This window comes from Mucilaginibacter sp. P4_A11, assembly GCF_056402535.1.
This window is the reverse complement of record NZ_JBFUHE010000001.1, coordinates 500,539-518,126: the sequence shown is the minus strand read 5'-3', so window position 1 is coordinate 518,126 and position 17,588 is coordinate 500,539. Positions and strand designations below refer to the sequence as shown.

Here is a 17,588-nt window from a genome sequence, read left to right as displayed (position 1 = left end):
TACACGTGCGCCAACAAAGGTGGGCTTATGGTTTTTGTGTTATTAATTCTTCAATTTTGGCTTCAAGTTGCCTGATCTGTTCCTCTTGTTCTTTGATAACCATTTTTTGTTGTGATGCTAAATCTTTAATATCATTTCCTAAGATGATAGATTGCTCATCTTTATAATTCATAAGTGGTTCATAAAGCCAATTATATGCGTTCCCAATTGCCCCATTGAAAAGACGAACGTTCGGATGTTTTTCGCCAACTTCCAAAATTTGCTCCCGGGAGATACCTGGATAGGGGTCAATATAATATATTACTTTAATCCCTAATTGATAAGCCTTTTTTGAACAAAGTTCACAAGGGCTGGCAGTAGTAAAAAGTTTCCCTCCTTTTATTCCTGTACCACCATATTTTGTGATTTGTAAGAATGCACTTTCCTCTGCATGTAAAGATCTGGTATGTACTTGATTTTTTCCTTCAGAATAAGAGTTTTTTAATGTTTTAAAACAAAAACAAACATTCTTACCGTTCATACGAGATTGGTCTTGTATTACAGACAATGGAAAAGTTGTCTGTAACGTCTCATTGAATTTAGGATTGTTTCTTTCATAAGGAGTAAAAGCATTGAGATCTCCTGTTGAGGTGATTAAATCTTCGGCATTTCTCAAATTGCAAGGTACTTGCCCTTCTGGAGTATTATTCCAACCAATTGCTTTTACTGAATAATTTTCATCAGTTATTGCTGCACCAACTTGTCTTGAAATACAACCGGAATTATACTTTGCTGTAATTGCGAGTTGCATGCAACGTTCTTCTGGAGAAGGAGTTACTAACCCCGGATGGTTTATTAATGCAATATATTTTAGCAATTGCATTTGCCAAGAAAAATGAGGTGATGTGTTATCCTTTTCGATTTCTTGATTCTTATTTAAAACTTCGCATTCTTCTATTGTTTTGAAACTTATATGAATGTCAGCTTTTTCTATACATTCGCGTACAAAAGGTTTATAGAATTGATTTCCCTTGTTGGGTTTATATTCGTCATCAGCAATTAAACAAATGTCTTCAAATTCATTTTTATATCGTCTTAAGTTGTCGATGCGCTTGTTATCTTCTTGACTGATCGCGATCAAATAGAATGCAGCAAACCGCTGCCTAAAAAACATGATTTCTAAAGGGTTTCTAAGTGAATCAATAACTATTTTTGTTGACCCATCTTCTTGATGACTTTTATAGGCTTTTATTAAAATGTTAATTAATTCTACAATGGTGAAAATATTGTTTGGATCTGCAATATCTGTGCGATATGGTTCGCCGGATCTTCTTAAATTATTCGCTATTATTTGTAGAGCTTTGACACTTTTGGTTACTGAGCGGCTGCGCAATATACTATGCAAGTAAACACTAAATTGCTCGAATTTATCGTTGAAAAAGATATCATAAAGTTTCTGTAGATTATCATTTTGCCTGAGATTGTCAAAATCGATACCTAAGAAGTCTGATCTGAATTTATAGAATGAGGCTTTAATTGCCTCGAGGCTTTTAATTTCACGTTGAAAATTGCCAACCATTTTCAAGTTTGTTTCTTGAAAACTTTTTTCTAATTCGGATGATTGCAAAAATGCTACTAACTCGTCAAACCCATGTTTTAAGATAAAAAGAGTTAAAACATGTCTATAACTTATTCTTTTAAAAGGTTTGAAATTATGTTTGGCATAATTATATATGATTCTGTACTTCCTGTAAGAGTTGTGATTAGAACCAAAATTATATGGATCCGGAAAATCAGATCCATCAGCAAAACCTTCTTGCAATTGTTTAGCAACGTAACCATATCCTGAGCCAATGCGACCCGTTAAGGCTATTATAGTGAAATCTTCACGTAATTTGTAAAGAATAGATAAATCTGACCCGGTGTTCATAATTAAGGTTACTTTGCTCTGGATTGAGTTTATAATTAATAAAGGTTTTATAAATATAGTATCATTTTATAAAATAACTATATATTAAGGTAATATAGATCATCCTGCTGCTGGCAAATCTCGCGGCCCGTGGCTCACTCGTAAGCTGTACTTTATGCAAAATCAAAACCATTTCAAACATATTGGGATTTTTGCAACGCAATTATGCTATCTACTACTGTGCCTTTTTGTTTGATGTAGACTTAGATGTTAATTGAGTAATAGATTATTGCCCTATGAAGTAAACCAGCTAAGATGGCCATATAAAACGCAAAGTTGAGATATGAAATCTCAATAGAAAATATACCTTTGAAATAATAGTTTTAAATAGATTAAACCGATTAAGATAACCTGAACTTATGCCTGACATAGAAAAATTGGCTAACATTTTTGGTGCCGAAACAATTAAACAAATTTATCAAGACGGTTTATCTGGTGCCGTAAAAGAAACGGGGGAAGTATTAACAGATTTCGTAAGAGCCTTGAGGTTATTTACTGCTCCAGTTCAATTACTTGCATCATATCAAAAACGACTGTCTAAATATCTAAATGCAGTTACCGATTCGGTACCGGAAGAAAATCAAATTCCTGCACCCGCATATATAAGCGGTCCTATTATGGAACGACTGAAGTATATGGAAGACGAGAATCACTTAACGGAGTTATATCTCAATTTACTCAGAAGAGCCATAGACAAAGAAAGAATAAATGAAGCTCATCCAGCATTCTTACATTTAATTGATCAGTTGGCACCAGATGAAGCTTATTTTCTTTTTCGATTGAGAGAAAAGGAAATAAATATCTCGACACATCGGGATTATGATGCAGAGAAGAACTATTTTAATAATTACCAAATAACAAAAACGGAGTTACCAGCGACGGAATTTGTTTTTCCGGAAAACTTCCATATGTATTATTCGCATTTGGAAAGTTTAAATTTAGTTTCTTGGCCAGTGATAGATACAGAATATCCACGGAATGAACAAGACGTTCAAACAGGATTGATTAAACATAGCAAGATAATACTAACTGATTTTGGAAAGCTATTCGTAAAAGCCTGCATCCCTGAAAAGGGCTTTATTATAATTAAATAACTTAAAGTTGCGTAAGCGCGTGGCTTGTATCAACACTTCTGTTGTTCATTACAGGTGCTCGCATATGAAGATACACATGATGTAGTAATGAGGAAATTTGACAGCAATTTTTAACTATTTAATATTAATTAGTTTTATGGTCGTTTTTAATGTTAATGAAGAAATAGATAGACTCTTGCTTAAAGGAGAGTCCATTACTTTTGCAGGAAATTCTATTACAAGATCGCACGGGACTTATGGAATGGCATCAAGTGATTTTCGAACTTGGGTGGCTTTGATTGAAAATTTAATAATCGAAAATTATGGCGAAAGCAGCTCTCCTTTTAAATTGTTTTCAAAATTCAATATTGATAATATAGATGGCTATGAAGTAACAGAATTTAATAAACACAAAAGTATTTTAATTGGTGCATTGAATGCTTGTAAAGGTGTCAAACCCAAAAAACGAATTTTGGATTTTGATAATGCAATAGCGCTGTCCAATATTTTTAATAGGTTTCATAGTGTAGTTATTCAGTTGAGGAACAGATACAATTCCAGAGAAACATTAGATGTGAACGATGAATATGACGTCCAAGATTTATTACATTGCTTATTAAGATTGCATTTTAAGGATATAAGAAAAGAGGAATGGACGCCAAGCTATGCGGGAGGCTCAGCGAGAATGGATTTTTTACTCAAAGAAGAAGATGTAGTTATTGAAGTAAAAAAAACAAGGGCAGGCTTGGATGATAAAATACTTGGAAAGCAATTAATAGAAGATAGAGCAAAGTATAGTGTTCATCCTAATTGTAAAAAATTAATATGTTTTACATACGATCCTGAAGGTAGAATTTTAAATCCTAAAGGCTTACAAAATGATCTTAATTCCACTGATAAAGATTTTACCATCGAAATCGTAATTAAACCTGACCATCAATAACCCCCGTTACAGTAAGCAAATTCAATACTTAACGAACTGACCACAAGGCACAGCCTTGCGGTAGCAAAAATAAGAAACGCTGCCGCAAGGTTGTACTTTGTGGCCCGCATGCAGGGCTAAACGGAAAGCAAGGCCATTTATCATTACCTCTTTCGGCCCTGAGCCCCGGCCGCGTTAGGGATTGCAGCGGAAAACCCACAGCCCGCACAGGCCCTCGCGCGGAGGCCGGGGCGAGGATTTGCAGCGTAAAGCCCGGGCCGCAGGCAACGCCATTGTTTTGATTTCGGAATTGGGATTTTCGATTTCGGAATTAAGGGATTTTTGTAATGTTGATTTGATGGGGGTAACATTAAAAACGGGTGTCATGCTGAGGCCCTCGAAGCATGGTGAGCAGGCCTCTGCGCGCGTCCTTCGACAAGCTCAGGATGACAGTCCATCTACACCTAAGTTAAAACGGGTGTCATGCTGAGGTCCTCGAAGCATGGTGGGCAGGCCTCTGCGCGCGTCCTTCGACAGGCTCAGGATGACAGGCCACCCTACTGCAACGTCACCACCTTATACAAAATCCAGCCGTCGGTTTCATACGCCCGTTTGTAGTTTACACCGCTGTTGAGGCGGCGGATCTCGGGGATGTATTTGTCGTTGAGCTGGGTGTAGCCGGTGAAGGGGTTTTTGGGGGTGGCTATCAGGATATAGTCGTCGTACTTATAGGGGGTTTCAATGGCTGATAGAAACGTGTCGAGCTGGTAGGGCAGGGTTAGTTTTTTAACGTTGTTGGTAAAGGCCACTATGGGGTATGATACGGCATCGTCCATGAGGATGTGCGTACCATCGGGCAGGCTGTTGATATAGGTTGCCATTTCCCTGCTTTCGCTTTGATCAGTATTGGGCTCCAGGCGGTTAAGGGTGGTGATGAAGCGGCGCTCGTCGGTAATAAGCGAGTGGGTTAAAAAGGTGTAGCCGGTGTACAGTTGCAGCACAATTACGCAGGCAAGGCCCAGTTTAACCGCCAGTTTGTTTTTAATGGTATGCACCTTAAATATGATACACAGCAGCGCCACAAATAAAAATATGAGGTAGTACTGGTAGGTGAGGAAAAGCTTATCGTACTTAATGTGCAAAAACTCAACAAAGGCAAACAGGGTGAGCACTGTTAGTACATGGTAAGTGCTTTCGCGCAGCAGGTACAGGCCAAACAATATCAGCGGACAAAAATAGATAACCCTTAAGGATACCAGGATGCTGAGTTCGGGCAGTTGGTAGTTTACGGCGGTTACGGTGGTATCGTAATTAAGCTTATCAACCAGTACGTTCCAGGTAGCCAGCGGACTTTCCATAAAGTAGTTGTAGTCGCTGGCGTGGGTTTGGTTAAGCAGCTTATAGCATACCAGCGATACCACGGGCAGGATAAACAGGATCACATAAATGGCAAAGGTTTTATTAATAAGCTTACGCCTTAACGAGGGGCTGTTAAAGCTCATGAACAGCCTGAAGATGGATTCTTTTTCGCCCAGATTAAGACTGGCCAGCGTTATTGACAGCACCAGCGGAATAAAGAACAGCGTAAGCCAGATAAAGCGGTAATCGCAAAAAATAAGTGTTACCAGGCACATGCTGGCTATGGATACGTGAAACGTGGTGTTTGAGCGGTAAAACTTAAGCAGGTTAAGGAAAAACAGGTACACGAAGGTTACCACCAGGTAAATGGCTTTGCCCGAGCAGGCCATGTAAATAATGCCGGGATGCAGCACAAACAGCACGGCTACCATGATGAGGTAAAAATCGTCCTTAACACGGATCAGGAACGAGCGTGAAATAAGGTAGAAAAAGCCTGCCGTACCCAGTGCAGATGCTATTACGGGTGCCCAGTAGCTGTTGATGGTCGAAAAAATAAAGGTGGAGTAAAATGGCAGCAGCGGGGCGGTTAAGCCCATTACTTTCAGTCGGTTGCCCAGTCCTTCGAACACGATCTTTGTTTTTTCGATATAAAACAAGCTCTCCTGGTTATAGTAGCCCAGCTTATTAAGGTAGATGCCTATAAAAAGGTACCAGCCTGCCAGCACCAGGGTAAATATAAACAGGTATGTACTTTTGGCAATTTTCATTTAACAACGTTTGTTGGGTTATTAACCTTGCTTAAACCGTGGTTGGTTTTTTCCCAGTAAAACGGATTGGTGATAAGCTGATACAAGCCCATATAGGCCGCAACGGAGTGCATGAGCCAGTAAATGGGGTTGGCTATGGCAAACAAAATGAGCTCGAAATAGCGGCGTTTAAATACCGCCATCATGTTGATATAGATCATGAGGATATTACCCACCATGAGGTTAAATATAGACATGAACAGCACCCAATCAGGAAACAGATTGCGGATGGTTGAAAAATCAAATATGAGGTAGCAGATAAAGATGATGAGCAGCACCGGGTAGATCAGGAAGGTAGCCGATGTAGCGCCGATAAAAAAGTTAAAGCCCAGGAAACCGCGCCAGCCTATTTTCCTGATGAGGGCCACGGGGTTGCGCATGTGTACCAGGTAGGTTTGCATGTAACCCTTTATCCAGCGCGAACGCTGACGGATCCAGTTCCAGAAATCGTTATTGGCTTCCTCGTACGTGGTGGAGTTTACAATAGCTACCTTATAACCTTTGGCATAGGCGCGTACGCCAAGGTCGGCATCTTCGGTTACGTTAAAGGGGTCCCAGGCGCCAAGCTCAATCAGTACGTCCATTTTAAAGTGGTTACTGGTGCCGCCAAGCGGGATGGGGATATCCAGCGTATCCAAACCGGGCAGCATATAATCAAACCAGTACGAATACTCGAGGGTGAACATCCGGGTAAGGAAGTTCTCGTTACGGTTAAAATAGTTGAGTGCGCTTTGGATGCAGATATAATTTTCGGGCAACTTGTGAAACAGGGCTACCACTTTTTTAAGCTGATCGGTGTCGGGGATATCCTCGGCATCATAAATGGTGAGGTACTGCCCCCTTGAAAAATGCAGACCGTAGTTACAGGCCTTCGGCTTGGTTTTGGGCATGTGGAAAGGCACCACAATAACTTCAAACACAGCGGGGAAGTCGAGGTTTTTTACTGCACCGAGGGTTTTATCATCATTTTCTTCAATAAGCAGTTTGATATCCAGCTGCTCGCGCGGATAATCAAGACTTTGCAGGTTCCAGATGAGTTTTTTGATCAGCTTATCTTCCTTGTAAACGGGCAGCAGTATGGTGTAAATGGGCAGTTCATCGTTCACAATAGCCCGCAGATCGTTTTTGGTAACGGCCTGGTGCAGCTCAAACCGCGACCCAACCAGCGCCAAAAACAGCTTAAACATAATGGCGATCAGGAAAAACGAGCTGATGACGAGGTTTATGGCGATGGAAACGGTTTTGAAGTTAAGGAACAATCCTACAGCGGTAATTCCCCATAAAATAAAAATAAAAGCAAGCTGCGGCGCGGTAAAGGTTGTTGAGGCAGAACTTTTAGGATCGCGTTTAAGGAGTTCAAAAACGGCGGACTTAACATATTTTTCGCCGGTAAGCTTGTGGCTTAGCCAGGTAATCTCGAGATCGGAGGCTACAATAACTTCGGGTTCCAGATCATAAGTAAACCTTACAAAATCAAGGAAAAGTTCATTGCTGGGGTCGGCCATGATGGTAACCACCTTATTGTTTTCGATACGGAGAGGGAGGCCCAGCTGGTCGTTGGCAAATTTCAGGTCGACCTGGTCGAGGATCTTTTGGTCGAAGGTTTCTTCGCGGATGTCGGCAAACTGGTAACCGGCATTGCCTAATGAGCGTTCATAGTTTTTGCGGGAAACATAGCCGAAGTTAAGGGCTATTTTAAGGTATGACATACCCGATCTTTCCGAAAAAGCATGGATCTTTTCCTGGTCGGCCGGCGAAATAAATCCATCGGCAACCAAAATATCAGGAATAGAAATACTCAGTGTATCCATATTAGGTGTTTATAAAAGCTAAAAGCCGAATGCTTAAGGCTTAAAGCTAATAGTATGATTATCATTGCTATCTATCAGTCATGTGTGAATGTATCGACAGACTCTATAAATAACTTTATCAAACCGGCTGTTGTTGCAGGCCCGGTTTGATAATTGTGCGCAATGTGCAGTGGCATCAATCGTTAAACAGGTCCTGCGATTTTTGCACTTTCGAGCGCACATACAGGAACGAAAGCAGGATCAGGATCAGGATGCCTAACAAAATGTACAGGTTATAGCTGTCCCAGAAACGGGTAAGGCCGCTTTTGGTATCAATATACTCCAGGTTCTCGCTCGATTTATTGATGTTGAACAGGTATTTGTTGGAGTTAACATCAGAGATACAAACGTTGCTCGACAGGGTTGAAAGCTGCTCGGTAATGGATTTGGATACGGCCAGGAAAGCTTCGGCAACGTGAACGCCGGTAGCAGTAAGCACCAGGGTGGCATTGTTGCTGCGCCCGTAAAAAATCTGCGCCAGGCCGTTTGATACTGTATCCGATAGCTGGTAAACCGGCTTATTATTATCGGTATAATACAACCTGAAATCCTTGTTAAACTTGATAGGTGCATCGGCAAAATCATCAAGCAGCTTATCATCTTTTGAAAGCAGGGCGATGATGTTATATTTTTTCAGTTCGGTTGGATCAAGATCTTTCGAATAAACAAACTCGGGGAAGTTGTTGGCGTTGATGTTATTGTTAAGCTCATAAATGATCTCGCCCATAGCAGCAGCTGCATATTTGGCATATTGCTCGCTTACCACAATTTTAGTGGTACCGTTGTTAAATGCCTCCGGGTATTGGTAAAAGCTCAGGTCGCTGGTGATGAACGGGTTTTTTGATTCGAGGTATGATTTATCAACGTCAACTTCGGCAAAAAAGTTGGTGAAGCTGTTGCGGCAGTTACCGTTAGTAGGGTAAAACCTGAATTCGGCCTCCAGCGTGTTATACTTGTGGTGCTGGTAACGGTTAATGGTGATGCTGCTATTCAGCTTGCCCGATGCATCCAGCTTTTCACTGCTGATAAGCAAACCATTCAAGTATATGTTAAAGAAACCACGGTCGCCGGGGGCAAGGCCACTGTAATTGGCAACAAAGCGGATCTCCACCTCTTTAGGGGTGAAACTGAAATCACTGTTCTTAAAGCTGTAAGCGCTTTTCAACGAGCCAATGCCCGACAGGAAGTCGCTCACGCCGCCAATTTGTTTTAACGACAGCTTTGAACGGTTTTCGTCGATAGTTTTGAAGAAGGTATTCTCGGCCTGGTTTATGAGCAGGTAATCGCCATAGGTTGAGTTAAGGATATTCATGTTGCCCAGGGCGGTGATAGCCTTTTCATAGCCTGCGTCATCGCCGCCGGTAATAAACAATACCTCTTTAGGGGCTTGCTCCTGCGTTACGGTTTTAACAGGTACCAGCTGGCCTTTTACATCAACCATGTGCACAATGGTATCCGTTAGCAGGCTTACCGATTTATGCAGATAAAACAAGCCCTGATTAGCCTGCGGCGTAACTTTTACAAGCGCACGCTGATCGGCAGGTAATATATCTACACGGCCTACCCTAATGTAGTTGCGAACGCTATCGGGTAGTTTGCTTTCTTCATAAACTGCAATTTCACGTGTTTGGGTCTTTTTTAACCTCGAATAAGCCCAGGCCACAGCTTTAAGGTCATGCAGCGTTGGGTTTGTTGGATAAACGATAGCTTTTTTGGAGTCGAAGCAGTTGCTGATATTTACGTTATCAAAAAAGTTTTTGTTGCTTTTAACCAATGAAAGGTATGAGTAGTTTTTAACCTTTAACCACATAGCGGGGTTATCAAGGTCTTTACACTGATCATCGGTAATAGTGAGCAGGGTTTTGATCTGTACCTTCAGGAATTTATCGGCAGTGAGATCGGCGCGGCTCAGGTTAAGGGTGATCTTCTGGATAGAATCGGGGCCTAAACGGCTGCTGTATGCAGGTTTGTTATTAATAACCAGGTTAATGTATGAATGCGATTTTATCAATGCCTGCGACGGTTCGAAAAATAAAACCAGTTTACTGCCATTCATTTCAACCAAAGGAGTGATCTTGAAGTAAAATGAAGTAGCACCGCTCATGCCATATATCATGTCATCTTCATGGCCATAGGCTTTAAAGGATGCAATGCTGTTGCCCTGAGCCTGCGAAGCCGTGCTGAATAATAGGATAAAGGCTAATAAGGTAAAAAACTTATTCATTGATATCAATATTAATTTATTACGTAAAATTCTACTCTGAAATAATTGCCGCTGTCATCGCTGCGGTAGCTGAGTTCGCCGCCCATTTCCTGCGTCATCAATTTGGCAATGGATAAACCCAAACCTAAACGACTTTCGGTAACGCCCGAGGTATCGTTAAGCGTTTTAAGCTTGTTAAACATCATTTCCAGCTCCTGCTGACCTATAGCTATCCCTTCGTCAATGATCTCGAAAACAAACCGCTGGCGCTGTAAGCTGGTTACCACCTTAATGCTGTTATTGGTTTGCGAAAACTTGATGGCGTTTGATAAAAGATTCTGGAACACCTGACCTGCAAATACCTTATCAAGCCTTACGTTAAGGGGCAGTTTCAGGATATTATCAATCAGTTGGATGTTTTTCATCAGGGCTGTTTCATACAAGCCTCTGAAAACATGCATCACTTCAACGTTGATATCGAAGATCTCCATATTGAATTTCATATCCGGCGATTCGATCTCCTTAACATCCATCAGTTTGTTAAGCATATACTGCATCTTATCAGCCGATTCGGAAATGTAGCCCACAAACTCCTTCTGGTCGGTGCTGAGCCTGAAATCCTCTTCCTTGATCATGTTATTGCTCATTACAATAGAGCCAATGAGGTTTTTAAGATCGTGCCCGGCAATATTGATGAAGCTGTTCTTCTGGCTGTCGAGCTTGCGGAGCTGCTCATATTGATGGTCGATAAGGTTATTTTTTTCGGCGATATCCTTGTTTTGCTCTTTAAGCTGCTCATTTGATTTTTCGATCAGGATCTTTGAGCGTACCTCGCGCTGAATTACTTTGTAACGTGCACCGGGTATTAAACAGGAGATGCCTGCTATGATAAAGAAGATCTGCCCGCCATTGCTTAAAACCAGGTCGAGATTGTACTCGCTCAGCAGGTTAAAGAAAATGGCAAGCAGCAACAGCGCCATTAAGGTTTGGATGATGGAGTTTAGCGGCTCCCAAAAAACCTGCAGGTTAAAAAACAACAGGGTAGTGGCAAACAGCATAAAGTAAATAGTCAGAAACTGAATGTTTACCAGGTTGCACAATATAGCTGCCGTTACCGAAAGCATAAAAAAGCTGATATGCAGCAATATGCGATAACTGAATTGTTTATGTTGAAAATAACTGAACAGCCCGTATATAATAAGGATGGTTATGATCCGGATAATGAAAAACTGCAGCCAGAAATTGTTTGCGTAAATAAAGTCAACGATACTAAAAAGAGGGTACAGGAATATAATTGTCCATATTATATTATTGGTTTGGTACCACGCTTTTTTTGCGGTCTCTTTAATTAATTCCTCGTTAGTAATTTGAACAAACATTATTTGTTATCTTGAATTGTAATTAAAAATTAAGGCTGCTGTTTAAATAATTCAGTTAAAATATTGGTTGGCAAAAATATTCGTTATACGATAATTCAAACAGGTTTGTTATTGCTGTTGCTAACAGTAATAATTTCTGTTGCAAAAAGCCGTCCAATTCCTCAACATGCCAGGGCTCATGCTTTTAAACGGGCCCAAAGTTTAAACAACGGCATCAGTATTTCATGGCTCGAACAAACCTGGGCCGAAAACGCACTGCCCAAAAACGCCATCAAAAAATCCGATTTCCTGCTGCTCAAAAAACTGGGGTTCAAAAGTATCAGGCTGCCTGTGGCTTTTACTTCCTTTAGCCCCAAAACCACAGCGCAGCTATTTACCTATATAGATAAAGTTGTTGAGCAATGCGATACTTACGGATTTAGGTTGGTTATAGATTATCATTATGGCAGCTTAAGCGATAATGATTACCTTACAGAAACGCCCCGGATAATTGATTTGTGGCTAAAAATAACCAAAAGGTATAAAAGCGCAAGTTATGACAACTTGTTTTTTGAGATCTATAATGAGCCGCCCCATATTAACCCCAAAGTGTGGAAAGATGCTGCATATAATATTGTCACAGCTATCCGTAAAATCGATAAGCAGCGTACCCTCATATTGGGGGCATCAAACTATAACAGTATCTACGAGTTAAGCAGGTTTGAAAGGCTTGCCGATGATAATATCATTTACACCTTTCACTTTTACGAACCTTTCTTTTTTACCCATCAGGGAGCAAGCTGGGTGGGCGACCAGGTTGCTACCACCGGGGTATCATTTCCATACAGTGCGGAAAATTTTCCTGCACTTAATCCAAAAGCAAAAAATACCCCGGGCGAAAGCAACTACCATATGTACCCACGCGATGGCAACGAACAATCAATAAATGATAAGCTGCAGATCGTGAAAAACTGGACTCTGAAGTACGATGTACCCGTTATTTGCGGCGAGTATGGAGCGTATAATAAGTATGCCGATGTGGATAGCCGATGCCGGTATATCAAGGCTGTTCGCCAGGCTTTAAAAAGATTGAATATCCCTGGCATGCTTTGGGATTATAACAGTAGTTTTTCGTTGTTTAATGGCAAGCCGGCAATGGAAAATTTGCCCTTGTGTATGAGAGACGCAATTAGCCAATCGCAGTGAAAATTTAAAACATAATGTTACAATTTTAGTTACCTTTGCTGATTAATATACCTGTTTTATGGAATTTTTTGTAGAAAAGCGCAGAGAAGTAATGGTGCACATTGAAAAGTTCATGTTAGAAAAAATACATGAATATTTAAAGCCCATTGATACCATCTGGCAGCCATCTGATTTTTTGCCTGATTCTTCAAGAGATTCATTTTTTAGCGAGATTAAAGAACTACAGGAAAGCGCCGCAGGTTTATCCTATGATCTGATAGCCGTATTAATTGGCGATACCATTACCGAGGAGGCTTTGCCAACTTACGAGTCGTGGTTAACCATGGTGCAGGGTGTATCAGCTGATGAAGAGGGTGGCTGGATGAAATGGACCCGTCACTGGACAGGTGAAGAGAACCGCCATGGCGATCTGCTTAACAAATACCTGTACCTGTCGGGGCGCGTTAATATGCGTATGATGGAGATCTCAACCCAATACCTGATAGCCGATGGTTTCGATATTGGTACTGGTCATGATCCTTACCGTAACTTTATATACACTTCTTTCCAGGAGCTGGCAACCAATGTGTCGCACCGTCGTGTAGCTTCACAGGCAAAAAAATATGGCGATCCGCTGCTTTCAAAAATGTGCGGTGTTATCGCGTCAGACGAAGCACGCCATGCCAAAGCATACAAATACTTTATCGAGAAAATATTTGAGGTTGATCCAAACGAGGCTATGATAGCATTTGAGGATATGATGCGCAAAAAGATAGTAATGCCTGCCCACTTCCTGCGCGAGGTTGGTTTAAAGGTTGGTCAAACTTTTGGTCACTTTACCGATGCTGCACAGCGTTTAGGGATTTATACCGCTATAGACTATGTAGATATCCTGAAAGAGCTGATCACCGACTGGCATATCGAAAGTGTTCCTGACCTTAATGAAGCCGGCGAAAAGGCCCGTGACTATATCATGAACCTTCCTGCACGTTTAATACGTGTGGCCGAGCGCATGAAAAACCCAATGCTCGAGTATAAATTTACCTGGATCAACGGGTAGATTTTGGGCTGAAAGCTAAAGGCCGAAGGCTTAAAGCTTTACTTTCCAATCCGGTTTTATGCAGCTTTTCATAGCTTTGAGCCTTGAGCTTTCTGCTTTGAGCTTTTTTTGTGGCTTTCAGCTTTTTGCTTTGAGCTTCTTTTTTATAGCTTTCCGCTTTAAGCCTTCGGCTTTCAGCTATCTTTCTCTATTTTATACCCCGGCTTTTTGTATCCTTCGGCTACATAATTTTCAGGGATCTGGATATGACTTCCATCGCGCACGGCAGTAAAATGCGGCGACATGATCTCCATGCCTGCTTCATTAAACTTATCCTGTATGTTTTGGTATAATGCCGAATAAATCACGGCCATTTTACCGGGCTTATCGGTATAAGCATTTATCTGGTAGCTTACATTAAAATCATTCAAAGCAGTTTGCAGTACAAACGGTTTGGGATCGGCAAGAATCCCCTCCGTCGCCTCAGCTGCGCTGATGAGTAGGTTATGAATGGTTTGCCATGGGGCATCGTAACCAATGGTAACACTGGTGTTCAAGATCAACCCCAATGTTTTTGATGATGAAGTATAATTAATGGTAGCGCCGCTTAAAATGGAAGCATTGGGTACGGTTACATCTTCGTTTTTAATGGTGCGTACACGGGTAACCAGCAGGTTTTTCTCAATTACATCGCCCATAATTTCGCCAACTTTTATGCGGTCGCCAATTTTAAAGGGGCGCATATAGGTAAGTACAATGCCCGATACCATATTGGATATGGCAGATGATGACCCCAGCGAAAACAGCACACCAATAAAAACAGTTACCCCCTGGAATACTTTGGACTGCGAGCCCGGCAGGTAAGGAAATATCACCACAAACATAAAAGCGTACATCAATACACGGATAATGTTATAAGTTGGGATAGCCCATTCAGGATAAAAGCCCTTCAGGGTAATAGCTCCGTTTGCAATCTCGGTAGCTATAAATTTTACCAGTTTTACAATATAGCGGGTAACTAAATAAATAACCGTTATGGTAAGCAGGTTGGGTATAAAGTGAACAATGGCCAGCAGGATGCTTTTCAACGGATCAACCACAAAACCGATAAGTTGCGTGGCAATAGGCTGCGACGAAGGAAAAATATAAAACAGTACCGGCAAGGCCAGGTAAATCAGCAGGATGATGATGAGCAGTCGCACAATATTGATCAGTCCGCTGATAAATGGAAGCAATCGCGAAGCATAGGCCACCGGCGCCCCTTTGTCTGCCAGCTTTTCAACACGGCGTTCCCAGCCCTGTATGATTTTTAATTTTATCCATCTGAAACCTTTGTTAACTACCCAGATCAGTACAATAAGCAGTATGATAACCGCAACGGCTTCAAGTACGTTAGTGATCAGCTGTTTGGGGCTATTGCTTTCAAAAACATTACCCAGTTTGTTTTTTAATATGGATAGATAACTTGCCGCCAGCTGCGGCCGGTTCAGTTCGGAGTAGGAGGCATCGGTATTATTAACGCCCATGATCATTTGGCCGTTATAGGTTATTATCGATATGGAGGTGTCGTTTTTAAGGGTTAAGGAATCCGGGTTAAAATCTATCCGGCTCATTAACGCTTCAATGCGCTTGGTAACAATCCCGGCGCGCTCTTTAGGATCAAATAATCCCTGCGGGGCATAAAATTTAAACAGGGTATCCCGGTTGATGATTACCGGCTCACCATTTTCATTCGGGAGTTTTTGTGCCTGTGTGGTAAATGCAGCAAACAGAAAAAGGATAAGCAGGCTGTAAATTTTAGGCATAGGGATGTTTTTCTGTTAAAGCTAAAAAATATTTGGCGGAAAAAGATTACTGCCTTCATACTATCACCTTTTTTCAGCAAGCGCAATAACCTATATTATTGAGCGCGACGTGGCAACGGCACGGAAGCAAAGCCGCCCGGCGTAGTGTGCGATTGCATTGTACCTTACAGCAATAACATGATTGTTAAGTTATAGCACCAAAACAAAAAAAGCCGCCCTTAAGGCAGCTCTTCGTATCAAAGCAGATAAATATTATTCATTAACCACGCCCATTGAGCAAAATTTATCAATACGCTCGGCCACAAGCTCATCGATATTACGCTCTTTAAGGGTTTTAAGGTCTTTTAGTAATTGTTTTTTCAGGATGCCGGCCATAGCAACAGGATCCTGGTGTGCACCACCAAGTGGTTCTTTGATCACACCGTCGATCAGTTTGTTTTTCAACATTTCTGTCGAGGTTAGTTTGAGCACTTCGGCAGCACGTTCTTTGTTTTCCCAGGTTTTCCAAAGGATGGTTGAGCAGTTTTCGGGAGAGATCACCGAATACCAGGAGTTATCCAGCATCAGTACCCTATCGCCAATACCAATACCCAATGCACCACCTGATGCACCTTCGCCAATGATCACGCAGATCACCGGCACTTTCAGTACCGACATTTCGAGCAGGTTACGGGCAATAGCTTCACCTTGTCCACGCTCTTCAGCCTCCAAACCGGGGAATGCTCCGGGAGTATCTATCAAAGTAACAACAGGCTTGTTGAACTTTTCGGCCATTTTCATCAGCCTTAAGGCTTTGCGGTAGCCTTCGGGGTTGGCCATACCAAAGTTACGGTACTGACGCTCCTTAGTATTACGGCCTTTCTGATGACCTATAAACATAACTGTTTGGCCGTTCAGCGTACCGAAACCGCCTATTATAGCTTTATCATCACCAACGGTACGATCACCATGCAGTTCAATAAAATCATCGCACATCAGCTCGATGTATTGCAGGGTATACGGTCTTTCGGGGTGACGGGAGATCTGTACTTTTTGCCAGCCTGTAAGGTTGGCATATATATCTTTTTTGGTTTCCTCCAGCTTTCCTTCCAGTTCAGCAACGGTTGCCGACATGTCGAGTTTGTTTTTTTCCTCAACCTGCTTTACCTTCTCTATTTGCTGCTGTAACTCAGCCAGGGGTTTTTCAAAATCAAACGTAATCTTCATACACTTTATTTGGAGGCGCTAAATTAAGCAAATCAAACGGGATATTTTCAATTATGAGCAGTGAGTGTTTCCAACTTTGTGATTTGCTGCGGTGCCAACGCGTTACCTGTACTTAAGCAGGCCTGTAAAATGGCATTTCTGAGCTCGCCGTAATACAAACCCGAGCGGTTGGAATAAAAGATGATGCTGCCATTATCCGTGCCTTTTCTCATCAGTTTATCAAGCGTGGTTTCGTTGGTAACAATAAAATTGCCCATCTCTATCCGTTTACGGTGCAGCTCGGCAGCAATGGCGGTGATCTTGGTAACCTGAATCGGGCTCAAACTTAGCTCTTTTTTAAACTTCAGTGCTGCATCGGGCATAGGGTAATGGTTAAGCCTTGCAACCTGCTCAATATCATCAAACAAATACTCGCCGCTAATTAATTGGGTAAACTGTTTATCGCTCAAACTTTTTACCGGCGATTTTTTTAAGGTGCTATCGGCTTGCTGAGCTTTGGCGGTGATGCCAAGCATTATGGTTATAACGAGGGGAAATATGGTTTTTAGCATAGGGGATCTAATAACACGGTTTTATTATTATGGGGGATTGAGATACCCTTTTCAATGAAAAAGTTTCTATTTCACCACCCTGTCATGCTGAGGCACGAAGCATCTTCTTCAATCTGTATAGCGGATTTGCCTGTTGAAGAAGATCCTTCGCTATCACTCAGGATGACAAGGTAAAAAAAAATTGTCATGCCGAGTGTTTAAATCCGATGGCCTCTGAATGTGAAATGACATTAACCAAAGAGGGCCCGTCACCCTGAGCCTGTCGAAGGGTCGCGCGAAGAGG

At 41.7% G+C, this 17,588-nt stretch carries 12 protein-coding genes; 4 read left to right on the top strand and 8 right to left on the bottom strand.

The features are described 5' to 3' along the window. Positions 1–25: 25 nt before the first annotated feature. On the bottom strand, positions 26–1,909 hold the full coding sequence (locus AC1DUD_RS02330; RefSeq protein ID WP_477371086.1) for a hypothetical protein: 1,884 nt from the start codon (positions 1,907–1,909) through the stop codon (positions 26–28). 398 nt (positions 1,910–2,307) lie between these two features. Between AC1DUD_RS02330 and AC1DUD_RS02325 the strand changes: the two genes are divergently transcribed. Then, positions 2,308–3,042, top strand: coding sequence for an Abi-alpha family protein (locus AC1DUD_RS02325; RefSeq protein ID WP_477371083.1), 735 nt, complete (start codon positions 2,308–2,310; stop codon positions 3,040–3,042). A gap of 97 nt (positions 3,043–3,139) precedes the next feature. Next, positions 3,140–3,964, top strand: a complete 825-nt coding sequence (locus tag AC1DUD_RS02320; protein WP_477371080.1) for a PD-(D/E)XK nuclease domain-containing protein — start codon at positions 3,140–3,142, stop codon at positions 3,962–3,964. A gap of 536 nt (positions 3,965–4,500) precedes the next feature. On the opposite strand, the gene AC1DUD_RS02315 is transcribed toward AC1DUD_RS02320, so the two are convergent. The 4 genes from AC1DUD_RS02315 to AC1DUD_RS02300 all read right to left on the bottom strand — a co-directional run bounded on the left by AC1DUD_RS02315 (position 4,501) and on the right by AC1DUD_RS02300 (position 11,540). Next, positions 4,501–6,069 carry a hypothetical protein gene (locus tag AC1DUD_RS02315; RefSeq protein ID WP_477371077.1) on the bottom strand — a complete coding sequence of 523 codons (1,569 nt, stop codon included), beginning with the start codon at positions 6,067–6,069 and terminating at the stop codon, positions 4,501–4,503. Beyond that, a complete protein-coding gene (locus tag AC1DUD_RS02310) occupies positions 6,066–7,919 on the bottom strand; it encodes a glycosyltransferase (protein WP_477371074.1) in 1,854 nt (617 codons plus the stop codon). Before AC1DUD_RS02310 ends, AC1DUD_RS02315 begins: the two co-directional genes overlap by 4 nt. Positions 7,920–8,094: 175 nt before the next feature. Beyond that, positions 8,095–10,182, bottom strand: a complete 2,088-nt coding sequence (locus AC1DUD_RS02305) for a cellulose biosynthesis cyclic di-GMP-binding regulatory protein BcsB (RefSeq protein ID WP_477371071.1) — start codon at positions 10,180–10,182, stop codon at positions 8,095–8,097. A gap of 11 nt (positions 10,183–10,193) precedes the next feature. Next, positions 10,194–11,540 (bottom strand): sensor histidine kinase, encoded by a 1,347-nt coding sequence (locus AC1DUD_RS02300; protein ID WP_477371068.1) that lies wholly within the window; start codon positions 11,538–11,540, stop codon positions 10,194–10,196. A gap of 111 nt (positions 11,541–11,651) precedes the next feature. Between AC1DUD_RS02300 and AC1DUD_RS02295 the strand changes: the two genes are divergently transcribed. After that, complete coding sequence (locus tag AC1DUD_RS02295) at positions 11,652–12,725, top strand: glycoside hydrolase family 5 protein (RefSeq protein ID WP_477371065.1); 1,074 nt, start codon at positions 11,652–11,654, stop codon at positions 12,723–12,725. A 58-nt stretch (positions 12,726–12,783) separates the two neighbouring features. Continuing rightward, positions 12,784–13,764: an acyl-ACP desaturase gene (locus tag AC1DUD_RS02290; RefSeq protein ID WP_477371062.1), complete on the top strand. Its 981-nt coding sequence runs from the start codon at positions 12,784–12,786 to the stop codon at positions 13,762–13,764. A gap of 173 nt (positions 13,765–13,937) precedes the next feature. Here the strand turns inward: AC1DUD_RS02290 and AC1DUD_RS02285 are convergent, their stop codons facing one another. The 3 genes from AC1DUD_RS02285 to AC1DUD_RS02275 all read right to left on the bottom strand — a co-directional run bounded on the left by AC1DUD_RS02285 (position 13,938) and on the right by AC1DUD_RS02275 (position 17,305). Continuing rightward, positions 13,938–15,548, bottom strand: a complete 1,611-nt coding sequence (locus AC1DUD_RS02285) for a mechanosensitive ion channel family protein (RefSeq protein WP_477371059.1) — start codon at positions 15,546–15,548, stop codon at positions 13,938–13,940. A gap of 252 nt (positions 15,549–15,800) precedes the next feature. Next, positions 15,801–16,754, bottom strand: coding sequence for an acetyl-CoA carboxylase carboxyltransferase subunit alpha (locus tag AC1DUD_RS02280; RefSeq protein ID WP_330861508.1), 954 nt, complete (start codon positions 16,752–16,754; stop codon positions 15,801–15,803). 47 nt (positions 16,755–16,801) lie between these two features. After that, positions 16,802–17,305: a hypothetical protein gene (locus AC1DUD_RS02275; RefSeq protein WP_477371055.1), complete on the bottom strand. Its 504-nt coding sequence runs from the start codon at positions 17,303–17,305 to the stop codon at positions 16,802–16,804. Positions 17,306–17,588: the final 283 nt, after the last annotated feature.